Here is a 25,223-nt window from a genome sequence, read left to right as displayed (position 1 = left end):
TCAATGATGCAGCGCACAGCCCTGGCGGTGCGCTGCATATTTATGTGGAATCGCCGGGCGAAATACGCTGTTGTGGTTAATAATTACGGTGCGTTTTTGTCGACTTTGAGGCAGTATGTAGCGGTACAACAACCGCTTAGCATTCAATATTGATAAGTCTCTGTGATACCAGGTCATACGGACTTATACTGTTTGTCTGACGTTGAGCAGATGTCTCGCGGCGCGGGGTCACCGGCGCTGAATTTTAAATTTCACGTACCAGTAGTTGTAGCGAATGAATACTGAAGCCACTCAAGACCATCAAGAAGCAAACACCACGGGCGCGCGTCTGCGTAATGCCCGCGAACAACTCGGGCTCAGCCAGCAGGCGGTGGCTGAACGCTTATGCCTGAAGGTTTCCACGGTTCGTGATATTGAAGACGATAAGGCACCCGCCGATCTTGCTTCAACCTTCCTGCGCGGCTATATCCGCTCTTATGCCCGCCTTGTGCACATTCCTGAAGAAGAGCTGCTGCCGATGATGGCCAAGCAGGCTCCGATCCGGGCGGCGAAAGTTGCCCCCATGCAGAGCTTCTCGCTGGGTAAACGCCGTAAAAAGCGCGACGGCTGGCTAATGAGCTTTACCTGGCTGGTGCTGTTCGTGGTGATTGGCCTCAGCGGCGCCTGGTGGTGGCAGGACCACAAAGCGCAGCAGGACGAGATCTCCACGATGGCCGATCAATCCTCCGCCGAACTGAATGCGGGCGATAGCAACAGCCAAAGCATCCCTCTGGATAATCAATCTGCGAATTCTGCATCGGATACCGCCGCCAACAGCGCGCCTGTAGAAACGTCTCCGGCGCCAGCGGCGTCGACTCCGGCCCCGGCTCCGGCCGAGAATAACGCCGTTGTCGCGCCTTCTCAGGCCAACGTCGATACGGCGGCAGCGCCGGCAACTTCGCCGTTACCGACCGACCAGGCAAACGTGACCGCTGCGGCGGCCTCCGCCCAGGATCTGGTGCTGAATTTTACCGCCGACTGCTGGCTGGAAGTGAGCGATGCGACCGGTAAAAAGCTGTTCAGCGGTTTACAGCGTAAAGGCGGTAACCTCAATCTGAGCGGTCAGGCGCCTTATAAGCTGAAAATCGGTGCCCCGGCGGCGGTACAGATACAGTATCTGGGTAAACCAGTCGATTTGAGTCGTTTTATCAGAACTAACCAGGTTGCACGTCTGACCCTCAATGCCGAACAATCACCGGCGCAGTAACAGACGGGTAACGCGGGAGATTTTTCATGCATAACCAGGCTCCGATTCAACGTAGAAAATCAAAGCGAATTTACGTTGGGAATGTGCCGATTGGCGATGGCGCTCCCATCGCCGTACAGTCGATGACAAACACGCGCACCACCGATGTGGCGGCGACGGTAAATCAAATTAAAGCCCTTGAGCGCGTTGGCGCGGATATCGTGCGCGTTTCGGTGCCGACGATGGACGCGGCGGAAGCGTTCAAGCTTATCAAACAGCAGGTTAGCATACCGCTGGTTGCCGATATCCACTTCGATTACCGCATTGCCCTGAAGGTAGCGGAATACGGCGTTGATTGCCTGCGCATTAACCCGGGCAATATCGGTAACGAAGAGCGTATCCGCATGGTGGTGGACTGCGCTCGCGATAAAAACATCCCTATCCGCATCGGGGTGAACGCCGGCTCTCTGGAAAAAGATCTCCAGGAAAAATACGGTGAACCCACCCCGCAGGCGCTGCTGGAATCGGCAATGCGCCATGTCGATCACCTCGATCGTCTCAACTTCGATCAGTTTAAAGTCAGCGTGAAAGCTTCCGATGTGTTCCTGGCGGTTGAATCCTACCGCCTGCTGGCGAAACAGATCGATCAGCCTCTGCACCTCGGGATCACCGAAGCGGGCGGGGCGCGCAGCGGCGCGGTGAAGTCCGCGATCGGCCTCGGCCTGCTGCTGTCTGAAGGGATCGGCGATACGCTGCGCGTCTCCCTGGCGGCGGATCCGGTTGAAGAGATCAAAGTGGGCTTCGATATTCTCAAGTCGCTGCGCATTCGCTCTCGCGGGATCAACTTCATTGCCTGCCCGACATGTTCACGTCAGGAGTTTGACGTTATCGGTACCGTTAACGCGCTGGAGCAGCGGCTGGAAGATATCATTACGCCGATGGATATTTCGATCATTGGCTGCGTGGTAAACGGTCCCGGCGAGGCGCTGGTTTCCACCCTCGGCGTGACCGGCGGCAACAAGAAAAGCGGCCTGTACGAAGACGGCGTACGTAAAGACAGACTGGATAACGACGATATGATCGATCAGCTGGAAGCGCGTATTCGCGCTAAAGCATCGATGCTTGATGAGGCGCGTCGCATCGATATTCAGCAGGTTGAAGCGAAATAACGTGTTGGGAAGCGATACGCTTCCCGTGTATGATTGAACCTGCGGGCGCGAGGCGCCGGGGTTCATTTTTGTATATATAAAGAGAATAAACGTGGCAAAGAACATTCAAGCCATCCGTGGCATGAACGATTATCTGCCGGGCGAAACCGCTCTCTGGCAGCGCATTGAAGGCTCACTGAAGCAGGTGCTTGGTAGCTACGGTTACAGCGAAATCCGTTTGCCGATTGTAGAGCAGACCCCGTTATTCAAACGCGCTATCGGCGAAGTGACCGACGTGGTTGAAAAAGAGATGTACACCTTTGAGGACCGTAACGGCGATAGCCTGACTCTGCGTCCGGAAGGTACCGCTGGCTGCGTACGCGCCGGCATCGAACATGGTCTCCTGTACAATCAAGAACAGCGCCTGTGGTATATCGGGCCGATGTTCCGCCACGAACGTCCGCAAAAAGGGCGTTATCGCCAGTTCCACCAGATTGGCGCGGAAGCGTTCGGTCTGCAGGGGCCGGATATTGATGCCGAGCTGATTATGCTGACCGCCCGCTGGTGGCGCGAGCTGGGCATCTCCAGCCACGTTGCGCTGGAGCTGAACTCTATCGGTTCGCTGGAGGCTCGCGCTAACTATCGCGACGCGCTGGTGGCCTATCTTGAGCAGTATAAAGATAAGCTGGACGAAGACTGCAAACGCCGCATGTACACTAACCCGCTGCGCGTGCTGGATTCTAAAAACCCGGACGTCCAGGCGCTGCTGAACGACGCCCCGACGCTGGGCGACTATCTTGATGAAGAGTCCAAAGCGCATTTTGCGGGACTTTGCGCGCTGCTGGATGATGCCGGTATCCGCTATACCGTGAATCAGCGTCTGGTGCGCGGTCTCGACTATTACAACCGCACCGTGTTTGAGTGGGTCACCACCAGCCTCGGTTCCCAGGGCACCGTCTGCGCCGGCGGCCGTTACGATGGTCTGGTTGAGCAGCTTGGCGGTCGCGCAACCCCTGGCGTCGGCTTTGCGATGGGGCTGGAACGTCTTGTTTTACTGGTTCAGGCAGTGAATCCGGAATTTAAAGCCGATCCTGTTGTCGATATATACCTGGTAGCCTCCGGAACTGACACCCAGTCCGCAGCAATGCGTCTGGCTGAACAGGTACGCGATGCGTTACCCGGCGTTAAGCTGATGACCAACCACGGCGGCGGCAACTTTAAGAAGCAGTTTGCGCGCGCTGATAAATGGGGCGCTCGCGTTGCGCTGGTGCTGGGCGAGTCAGAAATCGCTGACGGAAACGTGGTAGTGAAAGATTTACGCTCAGGAGAGCAAACTACCGTAACGCAGGATAGCGTTGCCGCGCATTTGCGCACACTTCTGGGTTAATCTCCCGGGAATCATTAGTCAGGAGAAGGACTGCGTGGAACTTTACAATAACGAAAACGATCAGGTCGACGCGCTGAAGCGTTTCTTTGCTGAAAATGGCAAGGCGCTGGCCGTTGGGGTGATTTTGGGCGTTGGCGCGCTGGTTGGCTGGCGCTACTGGACCTCCCATCAGTTGGATACCGCCAGAGGCTCGTCTCTGGCTTATGAAAATGCGATTTCCGCCCTCAAATCGGATAAACCAGAAGCGCTGAACGCTGCGCAGAAATTTGCCGCCGACAGCAAAAACACCTATGGTGCGTTTGCTTCTCTTGAGCTGGCGCAGCAGTTTGTTGAGAAAAACGACCTGCAGAACGCTGAAAAGCAGCTTCAGCAGGGGCTTACGGCCGCTTCTGATGATAACCTGAAATCGGTTATCAATATGCGTCTTGCTCGCGTCCAGCTGCAGCTTAAGCAGCCTGATGCCGCGCTGAAAACCCTGGATGCCGTGAAAGGCGAAGGCTGGACCGCGATTGTCGCTGACCTGCGCGGCGAGATCCTGCTGAGCAAAGGCGATAAGCAAGGGGCGAAAGCAGCATGGGAAGCGGGCGCGAAAAGCGATGCCTCACCGGCGCTCAGCGAAATGATGCGTATGAAAATAAATAATTTGTCCATCTGAGAGGGACTCGATGCAATTGCGTAAATTACTTCTGCCAGGGCTGCTTTCCGTTACCTTATTGAGCGGCTGTTCGCTGTTTAACAGCGAAGAAGATGTGGTGAAAATGTCGCCACTGCCGACGGTGGAAAACCAGTTTACGCCGTCCACCTCCTGGAGCACCTCCGTTGGCGGCGGTATTGGCGAATTCTACTCTAACCTGCACCCGGCTTTTGCTGATGGCGTCGTGTATGCCGCCGATCGTAAAGGTACCGTTAAAGCCCTTAATTCAGGCGACGGCAAAGAGGTATGGTCGGTTAATCTGGCTGAGAAAGACGGCTGGTTCTCCCGCGCGCCTGCGCTGCTCTCCGGCGGCGTGACCGTCTCCGGCGGCCACGTTTATATCGGTAGCGAAAAAGCGAAAGTTTATGCGCTGAACACCAGCGACGGTACCGTCGCGTGGGAAGCGAGCGTGGCGGGTGAAGCGATTTCTCGTCCGGTCGTCAGCGACGGTATGGTGCTGATTCATACCACTAACGGTCAGCTTCAGGCGCTGAACGAAGCCGATGGCGCGGTGAAATGGACCGTTAACCTTGATATGCCAGCGCTCTCCCTGCGCGGCGAATCCGCTCCGGCTACCGCCTACGGCGCAGCTATTGTGGGCGGCGACAACGGTCGCGTCAGCGCGGTGCTGATGCAGCAGGGCCAGATGATTTGGCAGCAGCGTATCTCTACCGCGACCGGTCCGACCGAAATCGACCGGCTTAACGACGTTGACACGACGCCGGTTATCGTGAACGGCGTGATTTACGCGCTGGCCTACAACGGTAACCTGACGGCGCTGGATCTGCGCAGCGGCCAGATTATGTGGAAACGCGAGCTGGGTTCAGTGAACGATTTCATTGTCGACGGCAACCGTATTTACCTGGTTGACCAGAATGACCGTCTGCTGGCGCTCACCACCGACGGCGGCGTGACGCTGTGGACGCAAAGCGATCTGCTGCACCGTCTGCTGACTGCGCCTGTGCTGTATAATGGCAATCTGGTTGTTGGCGATAGCGAAGGCTATATGCACTGGGTCAACCCTGAAGATGGTCACTTTGTGGCTCAGCAGAAGGTGGACAGCTCAGGCTTCCTGACCGATCCGGTTGTTGCTGACGGCAAACTGCTGATTCAGGCGAAAGACGGCACGCTGTACGCGATTACGCGTTAACAACAGCGGTAGTCTATTTTTGAGAAACGGCCCCTGGCAGACAGGGGCCGTTTTGGCTTTTTTAAAAACGCCGTGAAAACGGGCGTTGTATCGATTTTTGTATGAGGCATTTAACATGATACCTGTGGTCGCGCTTGTCGGGCGCCCTAACGTTGGAAAATCCACGCTCTTTAACCGCTTAACGCGCACTCGCGATGCGTTGGTCGCGGATTTCCCGGGGCTGACTCGTGACCGTAAGTACGGTCGTGCTGAAGTGGAAGGCCGCGAATTTATCTGTATCGATACCGGCGGGATCGACGGTACCGAAGATGGCGTAGAAACGCGAATGGCGGAACAGTCGCTGCTGGCGATTGAAGAAGCGGACGTGGTGCTGTTTATGGTCGATGCGCGTGCGGGCCTGATGCCGGCGGATTCGGCAATTGCGAAACATCTGCGCTCCCGTGAGAAACCGACTTTCCTGGTGGCAAACAAAACTGACGGTATCGATGCCGATCAGGCGATTGCCGATTTTTGGTCGCTGGGGTTAGGCGAGATTTATCCTATCGCCGCTTCCCATGGCCGCGGCGTCACCAGCCTGCTCGAGCACGTGCTGCTGCCGTGGGTTGACGAAGTGAACCCGCCGGAAGAAGTGGACGAAGACGCGGCATACTGGGCGCAGTTCGAAGCCGAGCAGAATGGCGAAGCGCTTGAAGAGCCGGAAGATGATTTTAACCCGCAGGATCTGCCGATTAAGCTGGCGATTGTGGGCCGCCCGAACGTGGGTAAATCAACGCTCACCAACCGTATCCTGGGTGAAGATCGTGTGGTGGTTTACGATATGCCGGGAACCACTCGCGACAGCATCTACATCCCGATGCAGCGCGATGAGCGTGAATACGTCCTTATCGATACCGCAGGCGTGCGCAAGCGCGGAAAAATTACCGATGTCGTCGAAAAATTCTCGGTGATCAAAACGCTGCAGGCGATTGAAGACGCCAACGTGGTGCTGCTGGTGATTGATGCGCGCGAAGGGATTTCCGATCAGGATCTCTCCCTGCTGGGCTTTATCCTCAACAGCGGTCGTTCGCTGGTGATTGTCGTCAATAAATGGGACGGCCTGAGCCAGGAGGTAAAAGAGCAGGTGAAAGAGACCCTGGACTTCCGTCTGGGCTTTATCGACTTTGCCCGCGTGCACTTTATCTCCGCGCTGCACGGCAGCGGCGTAGGCAATCTGTTTGAATCCGTGCGCGAGGCGTACGACAGCGCAACCCGTCGCGTGGGTACCGCTATGCTGACCCGCATCATGACCATGGCTGCTGAAGACCATCAGCCGCCGCTGGTGCGCGGCCGTCGCGTGAAGCTGAAATATGCCCACGCCGGTGGTTATAACCCGCCGATCGTGGTTATTCACGGTAACCAGGTTAAAGATCTGCCGGATTCTTATAAACGCTACCTGATGAACTACTTCCGTAAATCGCTGGAAGTGATGGGTACGCCGATTCGTATTCAGTTCAAGGAAGGGGAAAACCCGTTTGCCAACAAACGCAATACCCTGACGCCGAACCAGATGCGTAAGCGTAAGCGCTTGATTAAGCACATCAAGAAAAGCAAATAAGCTATCCGCCAGCACCAAAAACCTAAAGCCCGCATCCGCCGGGCTTTTTTATTATCGCCATTGTACATGCGCAGAATAATAATAAACTCGCTTGAGGCCGGGTTATAAATGTGAGAAAAACCAGGGAGGATAAATATTTTTGTGACAATGAGGTCAGAATGAAACGCCTTTTAACCCTCCTGATACTGTTTCTTATTCCCATAGCCTGTGCCGCTGAATCACAACCGATTGAACCGCGCGTTAAGCCTGCTTATCCCGCGAAAGCCGAAAAAAAAGGGATACCGGGTCAGGTTAAAGCGCAATTTGACGTTGATGAGAATGGGCGTGTGACTCACGTTCGGTTATTAAGCTCCGATCCTTCCGGAATGTTTGATAATGAAGTCAGGGCCGCAATGGAAAAATGGCGATACGTCAAAGGGAAGCCTTCCAGCAATAACATCATTACCATTCATTTCAAGCCGGGGCCGCCTTGCGTAGAGGTGCCAGCGCCAAACCAGCCCGGCAGTATTCAAAGTAGCGGCGTCCCTTTTCGCTAAAGTAGAACGCAGATAAATGAGCGTAGGGAGAATCGTGTCAAACGATGGGGGCAGGGATATGAAAAAAACAATAGTGATGGTCGGTTTGGTTATTTTAGCCAGCAGCTGTACGCCGTTTCATCCTTCTGACTGTCATAAAACATCAGCGCTTGGGAGCTGTAGCTCCGGACGCTTCAGCGATGACGATAAATATGGCAAACAGGCGAGAGCGATAAAAGAGTCTATTGATTCCCGGTTATCCAATCGCTACGGCTGGACGGGGAAAAAATGCAGAATACATCTGAGATTTAGCGATGAGGGGAAACTGAATAGCGTGACAACGAGTGAAGGTCATAAAGCCTATTGCGCCGCGCTGGTTGATGCCGCTAAACGGGCCACTTTTCCGCCGTTTACCGATAAGCAGGTCTATGATGCTTTTGCTCAGTCCCGATTCAGTATGCAGGGTGAATAAAATTAAAGGTGGCGGACCGCCTGGGGGCGAATAACCTGCTGGAGGATAATGACTGGCAGCAGCCACAGATTGTGCAACCGTGATAAAATAAAGCGATATACCCGTCCTCAGGAGTCACCATGGAATTTGATTGCCCCGTGTGCCATGCGCAGCTTGCTGTTCAGGGCAATAGCGCCCGCTGCGAGCGTTGTGCGAAAGAGTATGTTGTCGAAGCCCGCTGCCCGGACTGCCACAAGCCGCTGGAGGTGTTAAAAGCCTGCGGCGCGGTGGATTATTTTTGCCAGAATGGCCACGGGCTGATTTCGAAAAAACGCGTCGAGTTTGTGCCGATTTAATCTTTATCGCTGACGCAGCCTTCGCCGTCGCGCCAGAGTTCAACCAGTGAATCTGGCGCACGATCCTCCGGGATGAGAATAATCAGGCTGTGGTAGTGCTGCTCGCTGACGATCTGGATGCGAAAAAAACGCTGGTCGCCCCGGCCAGGCGAGTCGGGCTGGCCCGGCGGCTTGCCCAGCGGTAGCGACTGTTGGAGAATCGTCGCGATCCGCTGCTTCTGTTGCTCGTTGAGCTTCGCCACGACGATCTTACGCATCCCGCTGAGCGCCGGGATCCAGGCAACGCCACCCTCGCGCGCCAGCTCAATCACCGCGTCATCGCTAAGATCGGCAAGATTCATAGCACCACTCCGACCCGCTCCCAGGCCTGAGTAATCGCCTCTGCGGTCTCTTTGCCAGAGCGTTTCTCGCCGTGGCGAATCGTCAGTCTGGCAAAGGCTGAGAAATCGGCGTCTTTCGCCAGAGATTGATCGCACACCGCGTCGTACCAGGCGTATCCCGCTTTCTCCCATGCAAAACCGCCGAGGGCGCTGGCGGCGAGATAAAAGGCGTGATTAGGAATGCCGGAGTTGATATGCACGCCGCCGTTATCCTGCTGGGTATGAACAAAATCTTTCATATGGGCGGGCTGCGGATCTTTGCCAAGGACAGGGTCATCGTATGCGGTACCCGGCTGCGACATTGAGCGCAGACCTTTGCCGTGGATGCCTTTCGCGAGTAGCCCCTCGCCAATGATCCAGTCCGCTTTGTCTGCCGTCTGCTGGCGCTGATACTGTTTGACCAGCGAACCGAAAACATCGGAAAGCGATTCGTTCAGCGCGCCGGATTGTTCGAAATAGATGAGACCGGCTTCGCTCTCCGTCACGCCGTGGCTTAGTTCGTGCGCCACCACGTCAATGGCGATAGTAAAACGATTAAAAATCTCGCCATCCCCGTCGCCAAACACCATTTGTTGGCCGTTCCAGAATGCGTTTTGATATTCGTGACCATAGTGGACGCTGCCGGTGAGCTTCAATCCGCGGTTATCCAGCGAATCGCGCTGGTAGCTCTTCCAGAAAAAATCATGGGTGATGCCGAGATAGTCATAGGCTTCATCAACGGCAACGTCGCCGTTGGAGGGCTGTCCCTCAAAACGGACCTGAGCACCCGGTAGATCCTGGGTCTGCCCGGCATCATAAATATCGCGTTCAAGCAGGCCCGGCGTGGTGACGTGGGGCGCGGCAGGACGCCCCGGAACGTGCGCCATCAGGGTCTGAACGTGGCTGAGGGTATTCTGCGCGCAGCGCTGCTGCTGAAGGGAACCGCGATCGACAATGCGGCGTAAAATGTAGGGCGGAATCACATAACGAGGATAAGTATCTGGCATATCACGCTCCTTAGCCGGATAGAACCGTTTAAAAAGGGCATGACAGCAGTATAGTTATCCTCGGTCGAAATGGCAGGCTTATCCGGCTTTTTTGCGGGAACGGGTTTTCTTCACCGGCGTGATGTTCTTCACTTCGCTCTCTACCCAGCCATCGTTCAAACGGGTAGTGAGAACGTCTCCCTCGCGCACCTGTTTCGTTTGTTTCAGCACCTTGCCGTCGCTGGCGGAAGTGACGCTATAGCCGCGGGCCAGCGTCGCCAGCGGGCTGACGGCTTCCAGGTGCGTGACCATATTACCGAAGCGTTCACGTTGCTCGCCAAGACGCGCGCGGATGTTTTCCGCCAGCCGGTATTCCAGCTGTTGAATACGGCTCTGGGCGCGGTGAATTCGCGGCTGTGGGTTTTGTTGATTCAGGCGCTGCGCGGCGCGCTGCTGGCGCTGGTCGGCGCGCTTTATTTGCGTCTCAAGAGCGAAACGCATGCGCTGACGCAATCTTTCAAGCTCCGTTTGCTGACGGGCCAGCCGCAGCTGAGGATGCTGCTGCTGCAGGCGGTGAAAAACCTGGGTAAAGCGACGATGGCGGTTGGCAAGGAAGTAGTCCATTGCCATTTCAAGGCGCTGCTGCCTGGACTGGAGCTGGCGCAGCAGCTCCTGCTGGTTGCGGCTGACCATTTCCGCCGCCGCGGAAGGCGTCGGGGCGCGCAGGTCGGCGACAAAATCGGCGATAGTGACGTCAGTCTCATGGCCTACGGCGCTGACGATGGCAATAGGGCTGGCAAAAATCGCCCGCGCCACTCGCTCATCGTTAAAGCTCCATAAATCTTCCAGCGAACCGCCGCCGCGCCCGACAATCAGCACGTCGCACTCCTGGCGCGCGTTGGCCAGCTCAATCGCGCGAACGATCTGCCCCGGCGCATCTTCCCCCTGGACGGCGGTCGGGTAAATAATCACCGGCAGGGAAGGATCGCGGCGCTTGAGCACGTGTAAAATATCGTGCAGCGCAGCACCGGTTTTAGAGGTGATGACGCCGACGCAGTGCGCGGGGGAGGGGAGCGTTTTTTTATGCTGCTGATCGAACAAGCCTTCCGCCGCCAGCGCGGTCTTGAGCTGCTCATACTTCTGCTGAAGCAGACCTTCGCCCGCAGGCTGCATGCTTTCCACGATGATCTGATAATCGCCGCGCGGCTCGTACAGCGTGATATTGGCGCGGACCAGCACCTGCTGCCCGTGCTGCGGACGGAACGTCACGCGGCGGTTGCTGTTGCGGAACATCGCGCAGCGCACCTGGGCGTTATCGTCTTTTAGGGTGAAGTACCAGTGGCCGGAAGCGGGTTGGCTGAAATTGGAGATCTCGCCGCTGATCCATACCTGACCCATTTCACGTTCGAGCAGCAGTCGAACCGACTGATTGAGGCGGCTAACCGTGTAAATTGAGGGGGATTGAGATGGCAACATGTGAGCAAGATCAAATTCTAAATCAGCAGGTTATTCAGTCGATAGTAACCTGCTGGGAGGGGATCGCAAGTATTATTTGCAAAAAAGGGTAGATGCAATCGGTTACGCTCTGTATAATGCCACGGCAATATTTATCCACCCTGGTCGAGATATTGCCCATGCTACGTATCGCTAAAGAAGCCCTGACGTTTGACGACGTCCTCCTCGTTCCCGCTCATTCAACCGTTCTGCCAAATACCGCCGATCTCAGCACTCAGCTGACGAAAACCATTCGTCTGAATATTCCAATGCTCTCTGCTGCAATGGATACCGTGACGGAAGCGCGTCTGGCAATTGCCCTGGCACAGGAAGGCGGCATCGGCTTTATTCATAAAAACATGTCCATCGAGCGCCAGGCGGAAGAAGTTAAGCGCGTGAAGAAGCATGAGTCCGGCGTGGTTACCGACCCGCAGACCGTCCTGCCGACCACCACTCTGCGCGAAGTGAAAGAGCTGACTGAACGCAACGGTTTTGCTGGCTATCCGGTGGTGACCGAAGACAACGAGCTGGTCGGCATCATCACCGGTCGCGACGTGCGTTTCGTCACCGACCTGAATCAGCCGGTGAGCGTTTATATGACGCCGAAAGAGCGTCTGGTGACCGTTCGCGAAGGCGAAAGCCGCGAAGTGGTTTTTGCCAAAATGCATGAAAAACGCGTTGAGAAAGCGCTGGTTGTGGATGATAGCTTCCATCTTCTCGGCATGATCACCGTTAAAGATTTCCAGAAAGCGGAGCGTAAACCAAACGCCTGTAAAGATGAGCAGGGTCGCCTGCGCGTCGGTGCGGCGGTGGGTGCGGGCGCCGGTAACGAAGAGCGCGTGGATGCGCTGGTTGCCGCGGGCGTAGATATTCTGCTGATCGACTCCTCTCACGGCCACTCTGAAGGCGTATTGCAGCGTATCCGCGATACCCGTGCGAAATATCCTGACCTGCAAATCATCGGCGGCAACGTGGCGACCGGCGCGGGCGCACGTGCGCTGGCGGAAGCCGGCTGCAGCGCGGTGAAAGTGGGTATCGGCCCTGGCTCCATCTGTACGACTCGTATCGTGACCGGCGTGGGCGTTCCGCAGATCACCGCCGTTTCTGACGCGGTTGAAGCGCTGGAAGGCACCGGTATCCCGGTTATCGCCGACGGCGGTATTCGTTTCTCCGGCGATATTGCGAAAGCGATTGCCGCAGGCGCAGCCGCCGTCATGGTTGGCTCAATGCTGGCCGGTACCGAAGAGTCCCCGGGCGAAATCGAACTCTATCAGGGCCGTTCGTACAAATCATACCGCGGTATGGGTTCCCTTGGCGCGATGTCTAAAGGTTCCTCCGATCGCTACTTCCAGACCGATAACGCCGCCGACAAACTGGTACCGGAAGGTATCGAAGGTCGCGTCGCCTATAAAGGCCGCCTGAAAGAGATCATTCACCAGCAGATGGGCGGCCTGCGCTCCTGTATGGGCCTGACCGGTTGTGGTACCATCGACACCCTGCGGACCAAAGCGGAATTCGTGCGCATCAGCGGCGCGGGTATCCAGGAGAGCCACGTTCACGACGTGACTATCACCAAGGAATCCCCGAACTACCGCATGGGCTCCTGATTTTCATCGCCCGGCCACGCGCCGGGCGATTTATTTAACCTGTATCACTTGCCTCGGAATTATCGTCAATGACGGATAACATTCATAAACATCGTATTCTTATCCTGGACTTCGGTTCTCAGTACACCCAGCTGGTTGCGCGTCGCGTTCGTGAATTAGGTGTCTACTGTGAACTGTGGGCATGGGACGTGACTGAAGCTCAAATTCGTGAGTTTAATCCTAACGGCATTATTCTTTCCGGCGGCCCGGAAAGCACCACCGAAGATAACAGCCCGCGCGCGCCGCAGTATGTCTTTGAAGCCGGCGTGCCGGTATTCGGCGTATGCTACGGCATGCAGACCATGGCGATGCAGCTGGGCGGCCACGTTGAAGCCTCTAATGAACGTGAGTTTGGCTATGCGCAGGTTGAAGTGCAGACCGATAGCGCCCTGATTCACGGTATCGAAGATGCGCTGAGCGCGGATGGTAAGCCGATGCTGGACGTCTGGATGAGCCACGGCGACAAAGTCACCGCCATCCCGTCTGACTTCGTCACCGTTGCCAGCACCGAAACCTGCCCGTTCGCCATTATGGCCAACGAAGAGAAGCGCTTCTACGGCGTGCAGTTCCACCCGGAAGTGACCCACACCCGTCAGGGCCTGCGCATGCTGGAGCGTTTTGTACGTGAGATTTGCCAGTGTGAAGCGCTGTGGACCCCGGCCAAAATTATCGACGATGCCATCGAGCGCATTCGTCAGCAGGTTGGCGACGATAAAGTGATCCTCGGCCTGTCCGGCGGCGTGGATTCCTCCGTCACCGCCATGCTGCTGCACCGCGCCATCGGTAAAAACCTGACCTGCGTCTTTGTGGATAACGGTCTGCTGCGTCTGAATGAAGCCCAGCAGGTTATGGATATGTTTGGCGATCGCTTCGGCCTGAACATCGTTCACGTCGAAGGCGAGGCGCGTTTCCTGGCTGCGCTGGCGGGCGAAAACGATCCGGAAGCGAAGCGTAAAATCATCGGCCGCGTGTTCGTTGAAGTGTTTGACGAAGAAGCGCTGAAGCTGGAAGACGTGAAATGGCTGGCGCAAGGGACCATCTACCCTGACGTCATCGAGTCCGCGGCTTCCGCAACCGGTAAAGCGCACGTCATCAAATCTCACCACAACGTGGGCGGCCTGCCGAAAGAGATGAAGATGGGCCTCGTTGAACCGCTGCGCGAGCTGTTCAAAGATGAAGTGCGTAAGATTGGCCTCGAACTGGGTCTGCCGTACGATATGCTGTACCGCCACCCGTTCCCGGGGCCGGGTCTGGGCGTGCGCGTGCTGGGTGAAGTTAAGAAAGAGTACTGCGACCTGCTGCGCCGCGCGGATGCAATCTTTATTGAAGAGCTGCACAAAGCCGACCTGTACAACAAAGTGAGCCAGGCGTTCACCGTGTTCCTACCGGTCCGTTCCGTCGGCGTTATGGGCGATGGCCGTAAGTACGACTGGGTCGTTTCCCTGCGTGCGGTTGAAACCATCGACTTTATGACCGCTCACTGGGCGCATCTGCCGTACGATTTCCTCGGCCGCGTATCCAATCGCATCATCAATGAAGTCAACGGTATTTCCCGCGTGGTGTACGACATCAGCGGTAAGCCGCCGGCGACCATTGAGTGGGAATAAACTTTATTCTTTGCGTTAATTGAATAAAAAATAATGCCATTAATGATTGACGTCATTAATGGCATTTTTCTTAACAAGATCGCCGGATTACGGCATTCCCTGAGACGATGAATACCGATACACCGGGTTTCTACTGTCAGCCCCGTTCTTCAATCGCCGCTGGCGTATTCTCCCGCTGACACCATGCAATGGCCATCGCCAGAGCTGCCACCACCAGGGCCAGCGCGGCGGAAACCGCTAAACTACCCCTTATCCCGAGATGATCATTCAGCCACGCGTAGGCAAACGGCGAGGCGGCGGCCAGCAGCTGCGCGGGAATCAACAGAATACCGGTTCGCCGGGCATAATCCTCGGTGGCAAAAAGCTGCAGCGGCAGAGTGGCTTTAAATACGGTCGTCAGGCCGTTGATCGCGCCGTAACCCAGCACAAATCCGCCGGCCGCCCACGACAGATATGGCCCGCTCAGGCCGAGCGCAAAGCAGAGCGGCATCAACAGGGTGGTCAGTATCGTTAGCCGCAACGGCGTAAGGACAGAACCGGATGCCACTTCGAGAAAGCGCGCGCCGGTTTGCCCAATCCCCCACAGCATTCCCACCGCGACAGAAAGCCCGACGCTGGCGATATACTCGGGGAGATGCGTCGAGGTACCGTTGGAAACAAAGGTAACCAGCGCAATCAGCGACGCGTACAGGAGGGCAGGGCGTTTATCGCGGGGGGAGAGCCGCTGGCGTTGCATTATCCGTTTCGGTGACGGCAGTCGATGATTTGGCATTTTCCACAGCAGCATCGCGCTAAGCAGGCCAAACAGGGCATAAACCAGCAGCGCATGCCGCCAGTCCATCTGCGTCAACAACCCGGCGCCGAGCGGCCAGAACAGAGCCGAAGCCAGGCCGCCGGCCAGCGTCACGCGTGAGATAGTTAATCTGGCGCTTTGCCCATAGATATTCACCAGCGCGGCGAACAGCGCGTCGTAGAGCGCCAGACGCATCCCGGCGCCGGTCAGAACCCAGGCGGCGAACCAGCCCGGCAGACTCTGGACGTAAGCCATTACCAGGCAGCCCGCTGAAATCATCAGCGTACCCGTGACCACCACCCGTTGCCCCCCAAAGCGGGCCAGTAGCCGGGCGACAAACGGGGAGAGCATCGCCATCATCAGCATGGCGATAGTCAGGCCAAAGTAGATTTCCGTTGCGGCCCAGCCGGTCTCCTGAGCAATAGCTCTGGCGAAAGTGCCGGGCATATAAAATGAGATTCCCCAGTTTATTAGCTGGTTGCACCCGGCGGCAAGCGTGACGGCGCCCGGCGCGGAGAGTGGTTTTGCAGATGTTTTCATGATCGTCCATTTTGTTACGCTGTTGTCGGCAGCATACCCTGCACGCTATTGTGGAGGCAGGCCGGTCCATTTATGACCCTTATAAGAGAAACTTTGTGATGATGACGCTCAATCTGGGAAATCTGGCGACGTTCCGCCTGGTGGTACAGCGCGGAAGCTTTTCCGCCGCAGCTGACCTGCTGGGGCTGTCGCAGCCTGCGGTAAGTCTGCAGGTACGTCAGCTGGAACAATTTCTCCAAACCAGACTGCTTGAGCGAACAGGACGAGGCATCAAAGCGACGGCGGCCGGCATCGCCCTGCTGGCGCACAGCGAGCGGATTGAACTGGCGGTGGGCGCGGCAGTGCAATCGGTTAGCGAATTCAATCGAGAAATCAGCGGCTCGATAACGTTGGGTACCGGGGCGACCGCCTGTATCCACCTGTTACCGCCGCTGCTGCAGAAGCTGCATCAGGATCACCCTCTGCTGACGGTGAGGGTCACGGTTGGCAATACCCTGGAAGTGGTTCGGGCTATCGAGGAGAACCGGCTTGATCTGGGCCTTTGTACGCTTCCGGCGAACGGACGCAGCCTGGCGGTGACGCCGGTTTTAGATGAAGAGTTTGTCGGTATTTTTAGCGATGCTCAGGACGACCTGCCCTCGCCGCTGACGCCAGAGGTTCTGCAATCATTGCCGCTAATTGCTTTTGAAGCGGGGAGCGGAACCCGGGATCTGATTGACGGCTGGTTTCGCCATAATGGACTGATGGTCGTGCCAGTCATGCAGTTAGGCAGCATTGAGGCGATTAAGCGCATGGTGCGCGCGGGGCTGGGATACAGCATCGTGCCGCGTATGGCGGTAGAGGAGCCGCAGGATCGCGTCGGCCTGAACGTACAATCGTTGACTCCGCGTCTCTATCGGCAGTTAGGCATCGTCATGCGGCAGGATAAAATCATCACTAAAGGCATCGCTGAAGTGCTGCGTTTGCTCTCTCAGGCCGGTTGCTGAACAACGTACCGCGCTTATTTTTGTAGCGGCGTTTTTAGCGGATCTGAAGGTTCAACGGTGATAGTGGATTGCTGCGATTGCTTTTTGTCCTGATGATGGTACCAGGCACCGATGGAGGAGTAGACAAAGCGTCCAAAGAAGAAGATAAAGCTGATAAGCAGTACGATACGGGTCATGCGACGGTTAAATCGATGTCGTTTACGCATACTGGGTGCCTGACTCACAAAAGGTTCCTTAAAGTATACCCAAAGGATGGGCGATGTGCGTATTAAGGCACAGTAACGCGGAAGGGTCAATTGATGAGGATGTAAAAATCCCAGGGGTAAAACATTAATTAATGTTATATAAGATAATCCTCGTATTTACATGCTTTCTGCTTATCGCAAATTGATGTTAAAAAAAAGACATTATTAATATTAGCGACGTGATTTTTTGATTTATATCAATCGTCTATTCTCACCGACAACTAAAATCACCAGCCAGTTCCGCGTTGTTATTCCTTGCGCGATTATGACGGTTGGTTGGATGCCTGCCTGAATATACCCTGCAGGATTTAGGGTTATCCGTAGAGCATCTATGAACATTATTAAACTTTACAGACGATATCGGGATAAATGGTGGTCGCTGCCGCTCATCTTACCCATCCTTTTACTCCCCTTGGCAAGATGGGCGAACACCGTTGCTGTACTGAATGGTAATGAAGTTTATCTTTACTATTTACCTCTGGCGTTAGTGCTGAGCCTAATGCTGTTTTTCGGCTGGGCTGCTTTACCAGGGATCGTTGTCGGTTTGCTGCTTTCCATTACGCGCGGCATGACGCTGGAAGATTCCATCGGCGTGATTTTCCATTTTCTTATTCCGACCGTCCTTTGCTGGGGCGGGTATCGCGTTTTTGTTCCGCGAAGACAGCAAATCTCGCATGGCAATGTGCGACTGATGCCTCAACGATTGTTCTGGCAAATGTTGCTGCCATCGCTGATCTTTCTTATCCTTTCCCAGCTCGCCGAGTATCTGGGGATCCATCCCCGCGCGACCGGGTTGATTGGGGTCAACCCCTTAAGTTTGCGTTCGCTTATCACCTTTCAGGCCCTGATGGCCGGATGCCTGACCGGGGTGCCACTATGCTACTTTCTGATTCGAATGATCCGCAACCCGCTCTATATTCGGGGTTTTATTTCTCAGATTCGTCTGCAGATCGATCCGAAAATAAAGTACTTTGAGTTTATTATATGGGCGGCAGTGCTGTTAGTTTTATTAGTGCTGCTATTAATGCCGCTGAGTAGTACGAGCACTATTTTTAGTACAAATTATACCTTGTCCTTGCTTATGCCGGTGATGCTGTGGGGGGCGATGCGCTTTGGCTATCGCTTCATTTCATTAGTCTGGTCCCCTGTTTTAATTGTTATTATCCACTTTCACTATCAATATCTTCCGCAGTCACCGATTTACAGTAATCAGCTGGCTATTACCTCCTCCAGCTATCTGGTGTTTTCATTTATTATCGCCTATATGGCGATGCTGGCGACGCAGCAGCGAATTTTTTATGCGCGGATGCGGCGGATGGCCTTTATTGATCCGGTTGTACGCTTGCCCAATATCCGCGCGCTGAGCCGGGCGTTAAATAAATCCTCCTGGTCAGTGCTGTGCTTCTTACGCATTCCCGAGCTGGAAATATTGGGCCGCCATTACGGCGTTCTGTTGCGCATTCAGTACAAGCAGCTGCTGGCCGAGTCGCTTGGCGATCTGTTGCAGCCCGGGGAGGATATCTATCAGATGGCCGGGCATGAGCTGGTGGTCCATCTGAACAGTGAAGAGTATCAGCAGCGAGTCCCTCTGCTGTTTGAACAGCTCAAAAAGTTTCGCTTTGTCTGGAACGGTATGCCGCTGCAGCCGCCCGTGGGATTCAGCTATTGCCACGTTCGCTCTCCGGTGATGCATCTGCATTTACTGCTTGGAGAACTCAGCGGCGCGGCTGACCTTTCCCTGGCGACCGGAAGTCCTGAAAATTTACAGCGTCGCGGCGCCATTAATACCCAGCAGGAGCTGAAAGACAAAGTCACGATAATGAATCAGCTGGTGAAGGCGCTGGAGCACGATCGCTTCGTTCTGATGGCACAACCGATCGTCGGCATCCGGGGGGATAGCTATCATGAAGTTCTGCTGAGGATGCTGAACGACAACGATGAAATCATCATGCCGGATGCTTTTTTACCGGTGGCGCACGAGTTTGGACTGTCGGCGCGCATCGATAGCTGGGTCCTCGAACATACGCTGATCTTTATGGACAAGCGGCGCAAAAAGCTTCCTGGAATGCGTCTGGCGATAAATATCTCGCCGTTTTCAGTGAGTAACAGTTATTTTCATCAGCAGGTAAAAACGCTGCTGGAGCATTATGACATTGAACCCTGGCAGATTATTTTTGAGCTGACGGAGAACCATTCACTGACCAATCCCGAGCAGGCGCGGAAAACCCTGGCGCAGCTTCAGGACCTGGGCTGTCGGGTAGCGATTGATGACTTTGGCACCGGCTATGCCAGCTACGCGCGGCTGAAAACGATGAATGCGGATCTGCTGAAAATCGACGGTAGTTTTATTCGTAATCTGGTGACCAGCAGTCTGGACTATCAGGCCGTTGCCTCTATTTGCCTTCTGGCGAGGATGAAAAACATGCAGGTGGTGGCCGAATATGTCGAAACGCCCGAGATTCGGCAGGCTGTGGTTTCGCTGGGGATTGATTATATGCAGGGCTATGATATCGGCAAACCGGCCCCGCTTGAGGCGCTGGTTGAGGATTGATAAGCGAATGGGCCGGACGTCCGGCCCATATGCGCGAAACTAGCTTGCCGCGTCAGGCTTCTCTTCTTCGCTGATTTTCAGCCACCAGTCAGGTACCCCTTCCCAGTATTCCTGCTCTTTTTCCAGATCGAGCAGCACCAGCGCATTCTGGCTAAACCAGTCGTGCGGGAAGGTTAGCGTCCAGTGGTTTGCCTCGGTTTTCAGCGTAAGGCTCGGCGGCGTTGTCGTTGCCTGACGCTGGTTATTCAGCAGCACGCCAAGGCGCAGCAGCTGAATTAACGGCAGAAACTGCTTCTTCTTAAACAGCGTGAAACGCGGTAAATCATCCAGCTTAATCGCTTTACGGTGATAGCGAACTAAGGTGGCCATCAGCATCTGCTGTTCCTGATTAAAGCCCGGCAGATCGCTGTTTTGCAGGATATAAGCCGAATGACGGTGCATGCCGCTGTGGTTAATATTCAAGCCGACTTCATGCAGCATGGTCGCCCATTTCAGCAGCGCCGCCAGATGGGGGTTCGCGAGCTTGGGATTCTGCTCCTGCCATTGCTCATAAATATGCGTGGTGGTCTCCAGCACCCGACGCGCCTGCTCGCGATCGATATTGTACTGGTTCGCCAGGCTCTGCGCGGTGCGGCTACGGATATCCTGGTGACGGAAACGTCCTTCCATCTCGTACAGTACGCCTTCGCGCAGCGCGCCGTCGGACAAGCGCAGCTCTTTAATCGCCAGCGCGTCAAACACCCCGCACAGGATAGCCAGACCGGGCGCAAAAACGGCTTTCCGATCTTCAGACAGCCCGGGCAGGCTTAGCGAGTCGAAGTTTTTATACTTCAGCAGCTCTTCGACCAGCATCTCGAGGCGCTCGGGAGTGATGAACCCGTCTTTCTCGCCCATGGCCACCAGCACTTCGTGAGCGGCTTTAATGGTGCCCGACGCGCCCAGGGCGACGTTCCACCCCTGGATGCGGAACTGCCAGGCCAGAGTTTCCAGCTTCTGCACGGCGGAAAGACGCGCGCGCTGGAAATTCTCTTTGTTGATGACGCCGCCAGCAAAGTAGGCCTGAGAGAAGCTCACGCAGCCCATACGGCGGCTTTCCACCAGGCGAGGCTCGAAATCCTCGCCGATAACCAGCTCGGTAGAGCCGCCGCCGATATCGATGACCAGCTTACGGCCTCGCTCCGGCTGCGTGTGCTCCACGCCCATAAAAATCAGACGCGCTTCTTCGTTGCCGGGAATGATTTCGATCGGGTAGGGGATGACCTGCTCCGCGCGTTTGAGGAAATCTGCGGCGTTTGTCGCCTGGCGCAGCGTGTGCGTGCCGACGATACAGACGCTTGATGGGTCAAAACCCTGCAGGCGCTCGGCGAACAGCGACAGGCAGTTCAGCCCGCGCGCAATAGCCTCTTCGCTCAGTACAGAGTTTTCATCCAGGCCGTCGGCCAGATGTACGCGCTGCTTCAGACGACCGATGATCTGCATTGCCCCGTCAACGACACGGGCGATCACCATATGAAAACTGTTCGAACCGAGGTCGACCGCAGCGAACTCCTGCGGCCGAGGGGCATTTTCGTTTATTGGCATAGGTTAATCGGGCTGTTCAAGTGATTTGAGGTAGTCGTATATCGCCATCTGTGCGCGCACTTTGCGGCGATTGCCGCGCGGCACGTAGCGATTACTCAGTTCTTTATCAAGATAGCGTGCTTTCACCGTATCGTTGAAGAGGAGATCGAAAATATCCAGCACCCGCTGTTTCAGGCGCGGATCCAGCAGCGGCGCGGCCACTTCGATACGATAGTCAATATTGCGCGTCATCCAGTCCGCGGACGATAGCCAAACCTGCTTATCGCCGCCGTTTTCAAAGCAATAAACGCGGTCATGCTCAAGGAAACGGTCAACAATGCTGGTCACGCGAATATTTTCGCTGATTCCTTCCAGACCGGGGATCAGCGAGCACATACCGCGAATAAGCAAATTAACCGGCACGCCGGAGCTGGAAGCGGCGTAGAGACGGTCTACCAGCCCCTTATCGACCAGGTTGTTCAGCTTCAGCATGATGCCCGATGGCTGACCATTTTGCGCGTTGGCGATTTCACGATCGATCATCTCATAAAGCAGGCGACGCGAGTTTTGCGGCGACACCAGCAGATAATCGAAGCTGACCGGGCGGTAGGGGTTTTCGATAAAGTTAAATACCCGGCGGACTTCATTGGTGATGCGCGCATCGGCGGTCAGCAGCGAGTAGTCGGTGTAAAGACGCGCGGTTTTTTCGTTGAAGTTGCCGGTACCGATATGCGCATAGCGCACGACTTCATCGCCCTCTTTGCGCGAAACCAGGAACAGCTTGGCGTGGATCTTGAGGCCCGGCGCGGAGAAGATAACGTGCACGCCAGCTTCGGTCAGGCGTTTAGCCCAATGAATATTGGCTTCTTCATCGAAACGCGCCTGCAGCTCCACGACCACCGTCACTTTCTTACCGTTGTGGGCGGCGTGAATCATCGAGTCGATAATCCGTGAATCTTTCGCGACGCGGTAGATGTTGATTTTGATAGCCAGCACGCTTGGGTCGAAAGAGGCCTGGCGCAGCAGCTCAAGGACGTGTTCAAACGTATGGTACGGGTAGTAAAGCAGCACGTCGCGTTCGCGGATTGCGTCAAAGCCGTTGCGGAATTTATCAAACCACAGATGACGCAGACGCGGCATCGGTTTGTTGACCAGATTGGCTTTGCCGACGTTCGGGAAGCCGATAAAGTCTTTAAAGTTGTGGTAACGACCGCCCGGCAGCATTGAATCGTAGTTGGAGATGGAGAGCTTATCGCGCAGCATTTCGACCATCGCGTCGGGCATATCGCGCTGATAAACGAAGCGCACCGGCTCGGCGGTCAGGCGCTGTTTCAGGCTGGAGGACATCAGCTCCATCAGGCTCGATTCCATCTCGTGCACCAGATCGTATTCGGCGTCACGGGTCATTTTCATCGAGTAGGCGTTCAGCGCGTCGTAATCAAAAAAGCCCTTGAAGATATCATCCAGGCAGTAGCGCAGGATATTATCTAACAGAATCATCGGCTTGCGGCGGCGAGGCGCTTCCGGCGGCAGGTTCACAAAACGCGGCACCTTGTCTGACGGAATTTCAAGCAGCGCGTAATTGATGGTATCCCCGCGAATAATCTCGACGGCCAGGTAGGTGTAATCATCCTTCAGGAACTGCACCAGATCCGTTTCGCGGTTAATCAGTATTGGCGTGATGTGCTGACGAAGATACAGCTTGAAGTAGTTACGCAGCCAGGACTGCTGGTTGACGGAGAGCTGGCGTTCGTTGATCAGGAAAATCTGGTTACGCGCCATTTCCAGCAGCAGCTCGTTGTATAAGCCGTCAAACTCCTGATCGGCCTTGAGCACGCGGGCCTGAATTTTGCCCAGCAGATGGCGAGAGTGTGCGGTACTGCCTTGTTCTTCGCTGATGATGATGCGGCGCTTCAGCTCGGCAAAGCGCACTTTATAAAATTCATCGAGGTTATTGGAGTAAATCCCTAAAAAGCGCATGCGCTCGATCAGCGGGTTGCTTTTGTCCGCCGCTTCCTGAAGTACGCGCTCGTTAAAGGATAACCAGCTGAGTTCTTTTTCGATGTATAGCTTTTCCTGGCCCATTACAGCTCACACTCCGGTAGATGTATGTTGCTTTTTCATTATGGCGAGCTTTGCCACTGAATGTCCAATTATGTCAAAGAAGTATGACTGTTTTCTTTCAGTATATAGCGAAGAAAAACAGACGATTTTCGCGACTTACGTTATGTTCAAGGCAAGGTGAGATTCAGGAGCAAAACCATGTGGGAGACGCGAGCGTTAGAACTGAATAATCAGGATATATGGAACTGGTCATCGGTATGCAATCTGGTCAGGTATGCCTCTCAGCATGGCTTTAATACTATCGTGGTGGGGCAGGCAGATCTCTTCGGTAAGCTGGTGTCCCCGAAGGGATATACGCCTTTTCACTATAACGATAGCGTTTCCAGCCAGCAGAGAGCGCGCTGTATCTACCTTAATCGTCTCGCCATGTATTGCCGCGAACAGGGGCTGCGATTTTATTTACAGGCAAAAGAGCTGGATTTCCCAACGGAATTGCTGTTGTCGCATAAGTATCTACTGGATAACCAGCAAGGGATCCTTTTTGATGTGGATTTCTGGAGCCGCTGGCTGACAGACAAAATTCGCGGCGTTTGTCAGGGAATTCCAGCTTTAACAGGGCTAATTATTGCGCTTTCCAGCACCGATGGTTTATTGCCGATTACGCGCCCTAAATGGGATATAAACGCCAGGGATGAGCCTGAAAATACCCGGCAACCGTCGCAAAGCTTTGTGCTCTATCGCCGTTGTTTTCAAGCGCTCAGCCAGGTGGTTACCGCACAAAATAAACATCTGGTTTTGCGGGTTTTCCCTGCAAGTAATGATGATCTTGGTACCGTTCTCGATGCTATCGAGCCGCTTCCGCCAAGCGTTTCGGTATCGATCAAGTTAACGCCAGAACGTTTCTGGCCAGCATTTCCAAATAATCCCGCACTGCTTCAGGTCACTATGCGAGACGTCTGGGTTGATATTGATTTAGCAGGCGAAGAGGTGGGCTGGGGCGTTATGCCTTTCTTGCGCATTGATGAGTTAAAAGGCCGACTGCTGTGGTGCCAAAGCGCGAATCCCAGAATCACCGGTGCGATATGCAAAACCAGTTGGGAGAGCGTTGATAACCACTGGATACCGGAAACGTTAAGCGAATGCAATCTGTTTGCCTGTAGCCAGCTGTTAGGTCATGGTGCGGGAAAGACCCAGGAGCAGCTGTTGGATCTCTGGCTGGCTGAGCGTTACGGCTGGTGCCCCGATGTTACAGTCGCCCGCCGTTTTCAGCAGCTACTTGAGCAGGCAACGGAGGTGCTTTACCAGGCGATTTATGTTCGCGATCACGTTTTTCACCGCCATAGTCAGCTACCGGAAAGCTATGGTCAGGCAGTATGGAGTTTGTACAGCCAGCTGGCGCGTAATCACTGGCTGCCGGGGTCGGCCCAGGATATCCACTTCACGCGTGACAATCCGCAAATATCGATGGAAAACCTCACGCGAATTGCGCAAGAGAAGGATGAGGTAGCGGCAGATGCCCTGAAGCTATGCGCGCAGGCGCTGGAGTTTGCCGAGAATGCCGCGTTTCCCACGGCGCTCTATCGGCTCTGGCAGAATGAATGGCGGGGGCTCGCACTCTACTGTCAGCTGTTCACGCATGCACAGAAAGCTTTTTTTACGCTGCATTTTGCTCGTGAGGTGGAGAATAGCTGGAGTATGAGAGAAATCTGCCATATCAACGTGCAGGCGTTGTATCAGGGGGCATCCGAAATGGAGATGCTTTGCCAGCAGATGAACGAAGCATCGCCTGGGTTTTATATCATGTTCGATGCGGGTCGGGTTCGTAGCCTGGCTGATAGCCTGAGTAGCGAACTATCGGCACTCAGGCATTAG

General features: G+C 55.1%; 20 protein-coding genes and 1 pseudogene. 14 read left to right on the top strand and 7 right to left on the bottom strand.

All coding sequences use genetic code 11. From position 1 onward, the window contains the following. The first annotated feature begins 274 nt into the window (after positions 1-274). From rodZ to ABLU87_RS21735, 9 genes are all read left to right on the top strand, one after another. Complete coding sequence (gene rodZ / locus ABLU87_RS21775) at positions 275-1,246, top strand: cytoskeleton protein RodZ (protein WP_049069719.1); 972 nt, start codon at positions 275-277, stop codon at positions 1,244-1,246. Positions 1,247-1,272: 26 nt separating this feature from the next. Further along, positions 1,273-2,394, top strand: coding sequence for a flavodoxin-dependent (E)-4-hydroxy-3-methylbut-2-enyl-diphosphate synthase (gene ispG / locus ABLU87_RS21770; protein WP_128334637.1), 1,122 nt, complete (start codon positions 1,273-1,275; stop codon positions 2,392-2,394). Positions 2,395-2,485: 91 nt separating this feature from the next. Then, the gene (gene hisS, locus ABLU87_RS21765) at positions 2,486-3,760 is read left to right on the top strand and encodes a histidine--tRNA ligase (RefSeq protein ID WP_025106604.1); all 1,275 of its coding nucleotides are present in this window, start codon (positions 2,486-2,488) and stop codon (positions 3,758-3,760) included. Positions 3,761-3,794: 34 nt separating this feature from the next. Beyond that, complete coding sequence (locus ABLU87_RS21760; RefSeq protein WP_025106605.1) at positions 3,795-4,415, top strand: YfgM family protein; 621 nt, start codon at positions 3,795-3,797, stop codon at positions 4,413-4,415. Between the two features lie 10 nt (positions 4,416-4,425). After that, positions 4,426-5,604, top strand: a complete 1,179-nt coding sequence (gene bamB / locus ABLU87_RS21755; RefSeq protein ID WP_004104478.1) for an outer membrane protein assembly factor BamB — start codon at positions 4,426-4,428, stop codon at positions 5,602-5,604. Between the two features lie 115 nt (positions 5,605-5,719). Beyond that, on the top strand, positions 5,720-7,198 hold the full coding sequence (gene der, locus ABLU87_RS21750) for a ribosome biogenesis GTPase Der (RefSeq protein ID WP_014230361.1): 1,479 nt from the start codon (positions 5,720-5,722) through the stop codon (positions 7,196-7,198). Between the two features lie 158 nt (positions 7,199-7,356). Beyond that, a complete protein-coding gene (locus ABLU87_RS21745) occupies positions 7,357-7,734 on the top strand; it encodes a TonB family protein (RefSeq protein WP_122116701.1) in 378 nt (125 codons plus the stop codon). 58 nt (positions 7,735-7,792) lie between these two features. Beyond that, complete coding sequence (locus tag ABLU87_RS21740) at positions 7,793-8,185, top strand: cell envelope integrity TolA C-terminal domain-containing protein (RefSeq protein ID WP_048260601.1); 393 nt, start codon at positions 7,793-7,795, stop codon at positions 8,183-8,185. A 119-nt stretch (positions 8,186-8,304) separates the two neighbouring features. After that, entirely contained in the window at positions 8,305-8,520 is a 216-nt protein-coding gene (locus tag ABLU87_RS21735; protein ID WP_004853184.1) for a zinc ribbon domain-containing protein, read from the top strand. Here the strand turns inward: ABLU87_RS21735 and ABLU87_RS21730 are convergent. The 3 genes and pseudogenes from ABLU87_RS21730 to xseA all read right to left on the bottom strand — a co-directional run. Further along, positions 8,517-8,861 (bottom strand): protealysin inhibitor emfourin, encoded by a 345-nt coding sequence (locus tag ABLU87_RS21730; RefSeq protein ID WP_009654386.1) that lies wholly within the window; start codon positions 8,859-8,861, stop codon positions 8,517-8,519. The genes ABLU87_RS21735 and ABLU87_RS21730 overlap by 4 nt on opposite strands. Continuing rightward, entirely contained in the window at positions 8,858-9,886 is a 1,029-nt protein-coding gene (locus ABLU87_RS21725) for a M4 family metallopeptidase (protein ID WP_122116700.1), read from the bottom strand. Before ABLU87_RS21725 ends, ABLU87_RS21730 begins: the two co-directional genes overlap by 4 nt. A gap of 71 nt (positions 9,887-9,957) precedes the next feature. Next, positions 9,958-11,341 (bottom strand): annotated as a pseudogene (xseA, locus tag ABLU87_RS21720) (exodeoxyribonuclease VII large subunit); the annotation flags it as partial. 158 nt (positions 11,342-11,499) lie between these two features. Here xseA and guaB point away from each other — a divergent pair. Then, the gene (gene guaB / locus ABLU87_RS21715; protein WP_014230355.1) at positions 11,500-12,966 is read left to right on the top strand and encodes an IMP dehydrogenase; all 1,467 of its coding nucleotides are present in this window, start codon (positions 11,500-11,502) and stop codon (positions 12,964-12,966) included. A 68-nt stretch (positions 12,967-13,034) separates the two neighbouring features. Then, positions 13,035-14,612, top strand: a complete 1,578-nt coding sequence (gene guaA, locus ABLU87_RS21710; RefSeq protein WP_122116698.1) for a glutamine-hydrolyzing GMP synthase — start codon at positions 13,035-13,037, stop codon at positions 14,610-14,612. Between the two features lie 136 nt (positions 14,613-14,748). On the opposite strand, the gene ABLU87_RS21705 is transcribed toward guaA, so the two are convergent. Beyond that, positions 14,749-15,945, bottom strand: coding sequence for an MFS transporter (locus tag ABLU87_RS21705; protein WP_122116697.1), 1,197 nt, complete (start codon positions 15,943-15,945; stop codon positions 14,749-14,751). A 98-nt stretch (positions 15,946-16,043) separates the two neighbouring features. On the opposite strand from ABLU87_RS21705, the gene ABLU87_RS21700 reads away from it, so the two are divergent. Further along, entirely contained in the window at positions 16,044-16,931 is an 888-nt protein-coding gene (locus ABLU87_RS21700) for a LysR family transcriptional regulator (protein ID WP_122116696.1), read from the top strand. A 14-nt stretch (positions 16,932-16,945) separates the two neighbouring features. Here the strand turns inward: ABLU87_RS21700 and ABLU87_RS21695 are convergent, their stop codons facing one another. Beyond that, positions 16,946-17,137: a YfgG family protein gene (locus ABLU87_RS21695; RefSeq protein ID WP_183129310.1), complete on the bottom strand. Its 192-nt coding sequence runs from the start codon at positions 17,135-17,137 to the stop codon at positions 16,946-16,948. 370 nt (positions 17,138-17,507) lie between these two features. Between ABLU87_RS21695 and ABLU87_RS21690 the strand changes: the two genes are divergently transcribed. Continuing rightward, positions 17,508-19,727, top strand: coding sequence for an EAL domain-containing protein (locus ABLU87_RS21690; RefSeq protein ID WP_122116694.1), 2,220 nt, complete (start codon positions 17,508-17,510; stop codon positions 19,725-19,727). A gap of 39 nt (positions 19,728-19,766) precedes the next feature. Here ABLU87_RS21690 and ppx read toward each other — a convergent pair whose 3' ends face one another. Both ppx and ppk1 read right to left on the bottom strand, forming a co-directional pair. Beyond that, positions 19,767-21,308, bottom strand: a complete 1,542-nt coding sequence (gene ppx / locus ABLU87_RS21685; RefSeq protein WP_064358819.1) for an exopolyphosphatase — start codon at positions 21,306-21,308, stop codon at positions 19,767-19,769. Positions 21,309-21,311: 3 nt separating this feature from the next. After that, entirely contained in the window at positions 21,312-23,372 is a 2,061-nt protein-coding gene (gene ppk1 / locus ABLU87_RS21680) for a polyphosphate kinase 1 (RefSeq protein WP_004123499.1), read from the bottom strand. A gap of 177 nt (positions 23,373-23,549) precedes the next feature. On the opposite strand from ppk1, the gene ABLU87_RS21675 reads away from it, so the two are divergent. Beyond that, on the top strand, positions 23,550-25,223 hold the full coding sequence (locus ABLU87_RS21675) for a hypothetical protein (RefSeq protein WP_025106611.1): 1,674 nt from the start codon (positions 23,550-23,552) through the stop codon (positions 25,221-25,223).

Origin of the sequence: Klebsiella sp. CB_Kp196 (assembly GCF_040061575.1) — a bacterium.
GTDB classification, from domain to species: Bacteria; Pseudomonadota; Gammaproteobacteria; order Enterobacterales; family Enterobacteriaceae; genus Klebsiella; species Klebsiella michiganensis.
This window is presented reverse-complemented; position numbering and strand designations above follow the sequence as displayed.

What these genes read in the sequence shown, in the direction of transcription:
- ABLU87_RS21740 (WP_048260601.1), top strand. Translation starts at nt 7,793, where the DNA reads ATGAAAAAAACAATAGTGATGGTCGGTTTGGTTATTTTAGCCAGCAGC.
- ABLU87_RS21735 (WP_004853184.1), top strand. Translation starts at nt 8,305, where the DNA reads ATGGAATTTGATTGCCCCGTGTGCCATGCGCAGCTTGCTGTTCAGGGC.
- der (WP_014230361.1), top strand. Translation starts at nt 5,720, where the DNA reads ATGATACCTGTGGTCGCGCTTGTCGGGCGCCCTAACGTTGGAAAATCC.
- ABLU87_RS21695 (WP_183129310.1), bottom strand. Translation starts at nt 17,137, where the DNA reads ATGCGTAAACGACATCGATTTAACCGTCGCATGACCCGTATCGTACTG.
- ABLU87_RS21700 (WP_122116696.1), top strand. Translation starts at nt 16,044, where the DNA reads ATGATGACGCTCAATCTGGGAAATCTGGCGACGTTCCGCCTGGTGGTA.
- bamB (WP_004104478.1), top strand. Translation starts at nt 4,426, where the DNA reads ATGCAATTGCGTAAATTACTTCTGCCAGGGCTGCTTTCCGTTACCTTA.
- ABLU87_RS21705 (WP_122116697.1), bottom strand. Translation starts at nt 15,945, where the DNA reads ATGAAAACATCTGCAAAACCACTCTCCGCGCCGGGCGCCGTCACGCTT.
- ABLU87_RS21725 (WP_122116700.1), bottom strand. Translation starts at nt 9,886, where the DNA reads ATGCCAGATACTTATCCTCGTTATGTGATTCCGCCCTACATTTTACGC.
- ABLU87_RS21730 (WP_009654386.1), bottom strand. Translation starts at nt 8,861, where the DNA reads ATGAATCTTGCCGATCTTAGCGATGACGCGGTGATTGAGCTGGCGCGC.
- ABLU87_RS21675 (WP_025106611.1), top strand. Translation starts at nt 23,550, where the DNA reads ATGTGGGAGACGCGAGCGTTAGAACTGAATAATCAGGATATATGGAAC.
- ABLU87_RS21690 (WP_122116694.1), top strand. Translation starts at nt 17,508, where the DNA reads ATGAACATTATTAAACTTTACAGACGATATCGGGATAAATGGTGGTCG.
- rodZ (WP_049069719.1), top strand. Translation starts at nt 275, where the DNA reads ATGAATACTGAAGCCACTCAAGACCATCAAGAAGCAAACACCACGGGC.
- ABLU87_RS21745 (WP_122116701.1), top strand. Translation starts at nt 7,357, where the DNA reads ATGAAACGCCTTTTAACCCTCCTGATACTGTTTCTTATTCCCATAGCC.
- guaB (WP_014230355.1), top strand. Translation starts at nt 11,500, where the DNA reads ATGCTACGTATCGCTAAAGAAGCCCTGACGTTTGACGACGTCCTCCTC.
- ppx (WP_064358819.1), bottom strand. Translation starts at nt 21,308, where the DNA reads ATGCCAATAAACGAAAATGCCCCTCGGCCGCAGGAGTTCGCTGCGGTC.
- ispG (WP_128334637.1), top strand. Translation starts at nt 1,273, where the DNA reads ATGCATAACCAGGCTCCGATTCAACGTAGAAAATCAAAGCGAATTTAC.
- ppk1 (WP_004123499.1), bottom strand. Translation starts at nt 23,372, where the DNA reads ATGGGCCAGGAAAAGCTATACATCGAAAAAGAACTCAGCTGGTTATCC.
- guaA (WP_122116698.1), top strand. Translation starts at nt 13,035, where the DNA reads ATGACGGATAACATTCATAAACATCGTATTCTTATCCTGGACTTCGGT.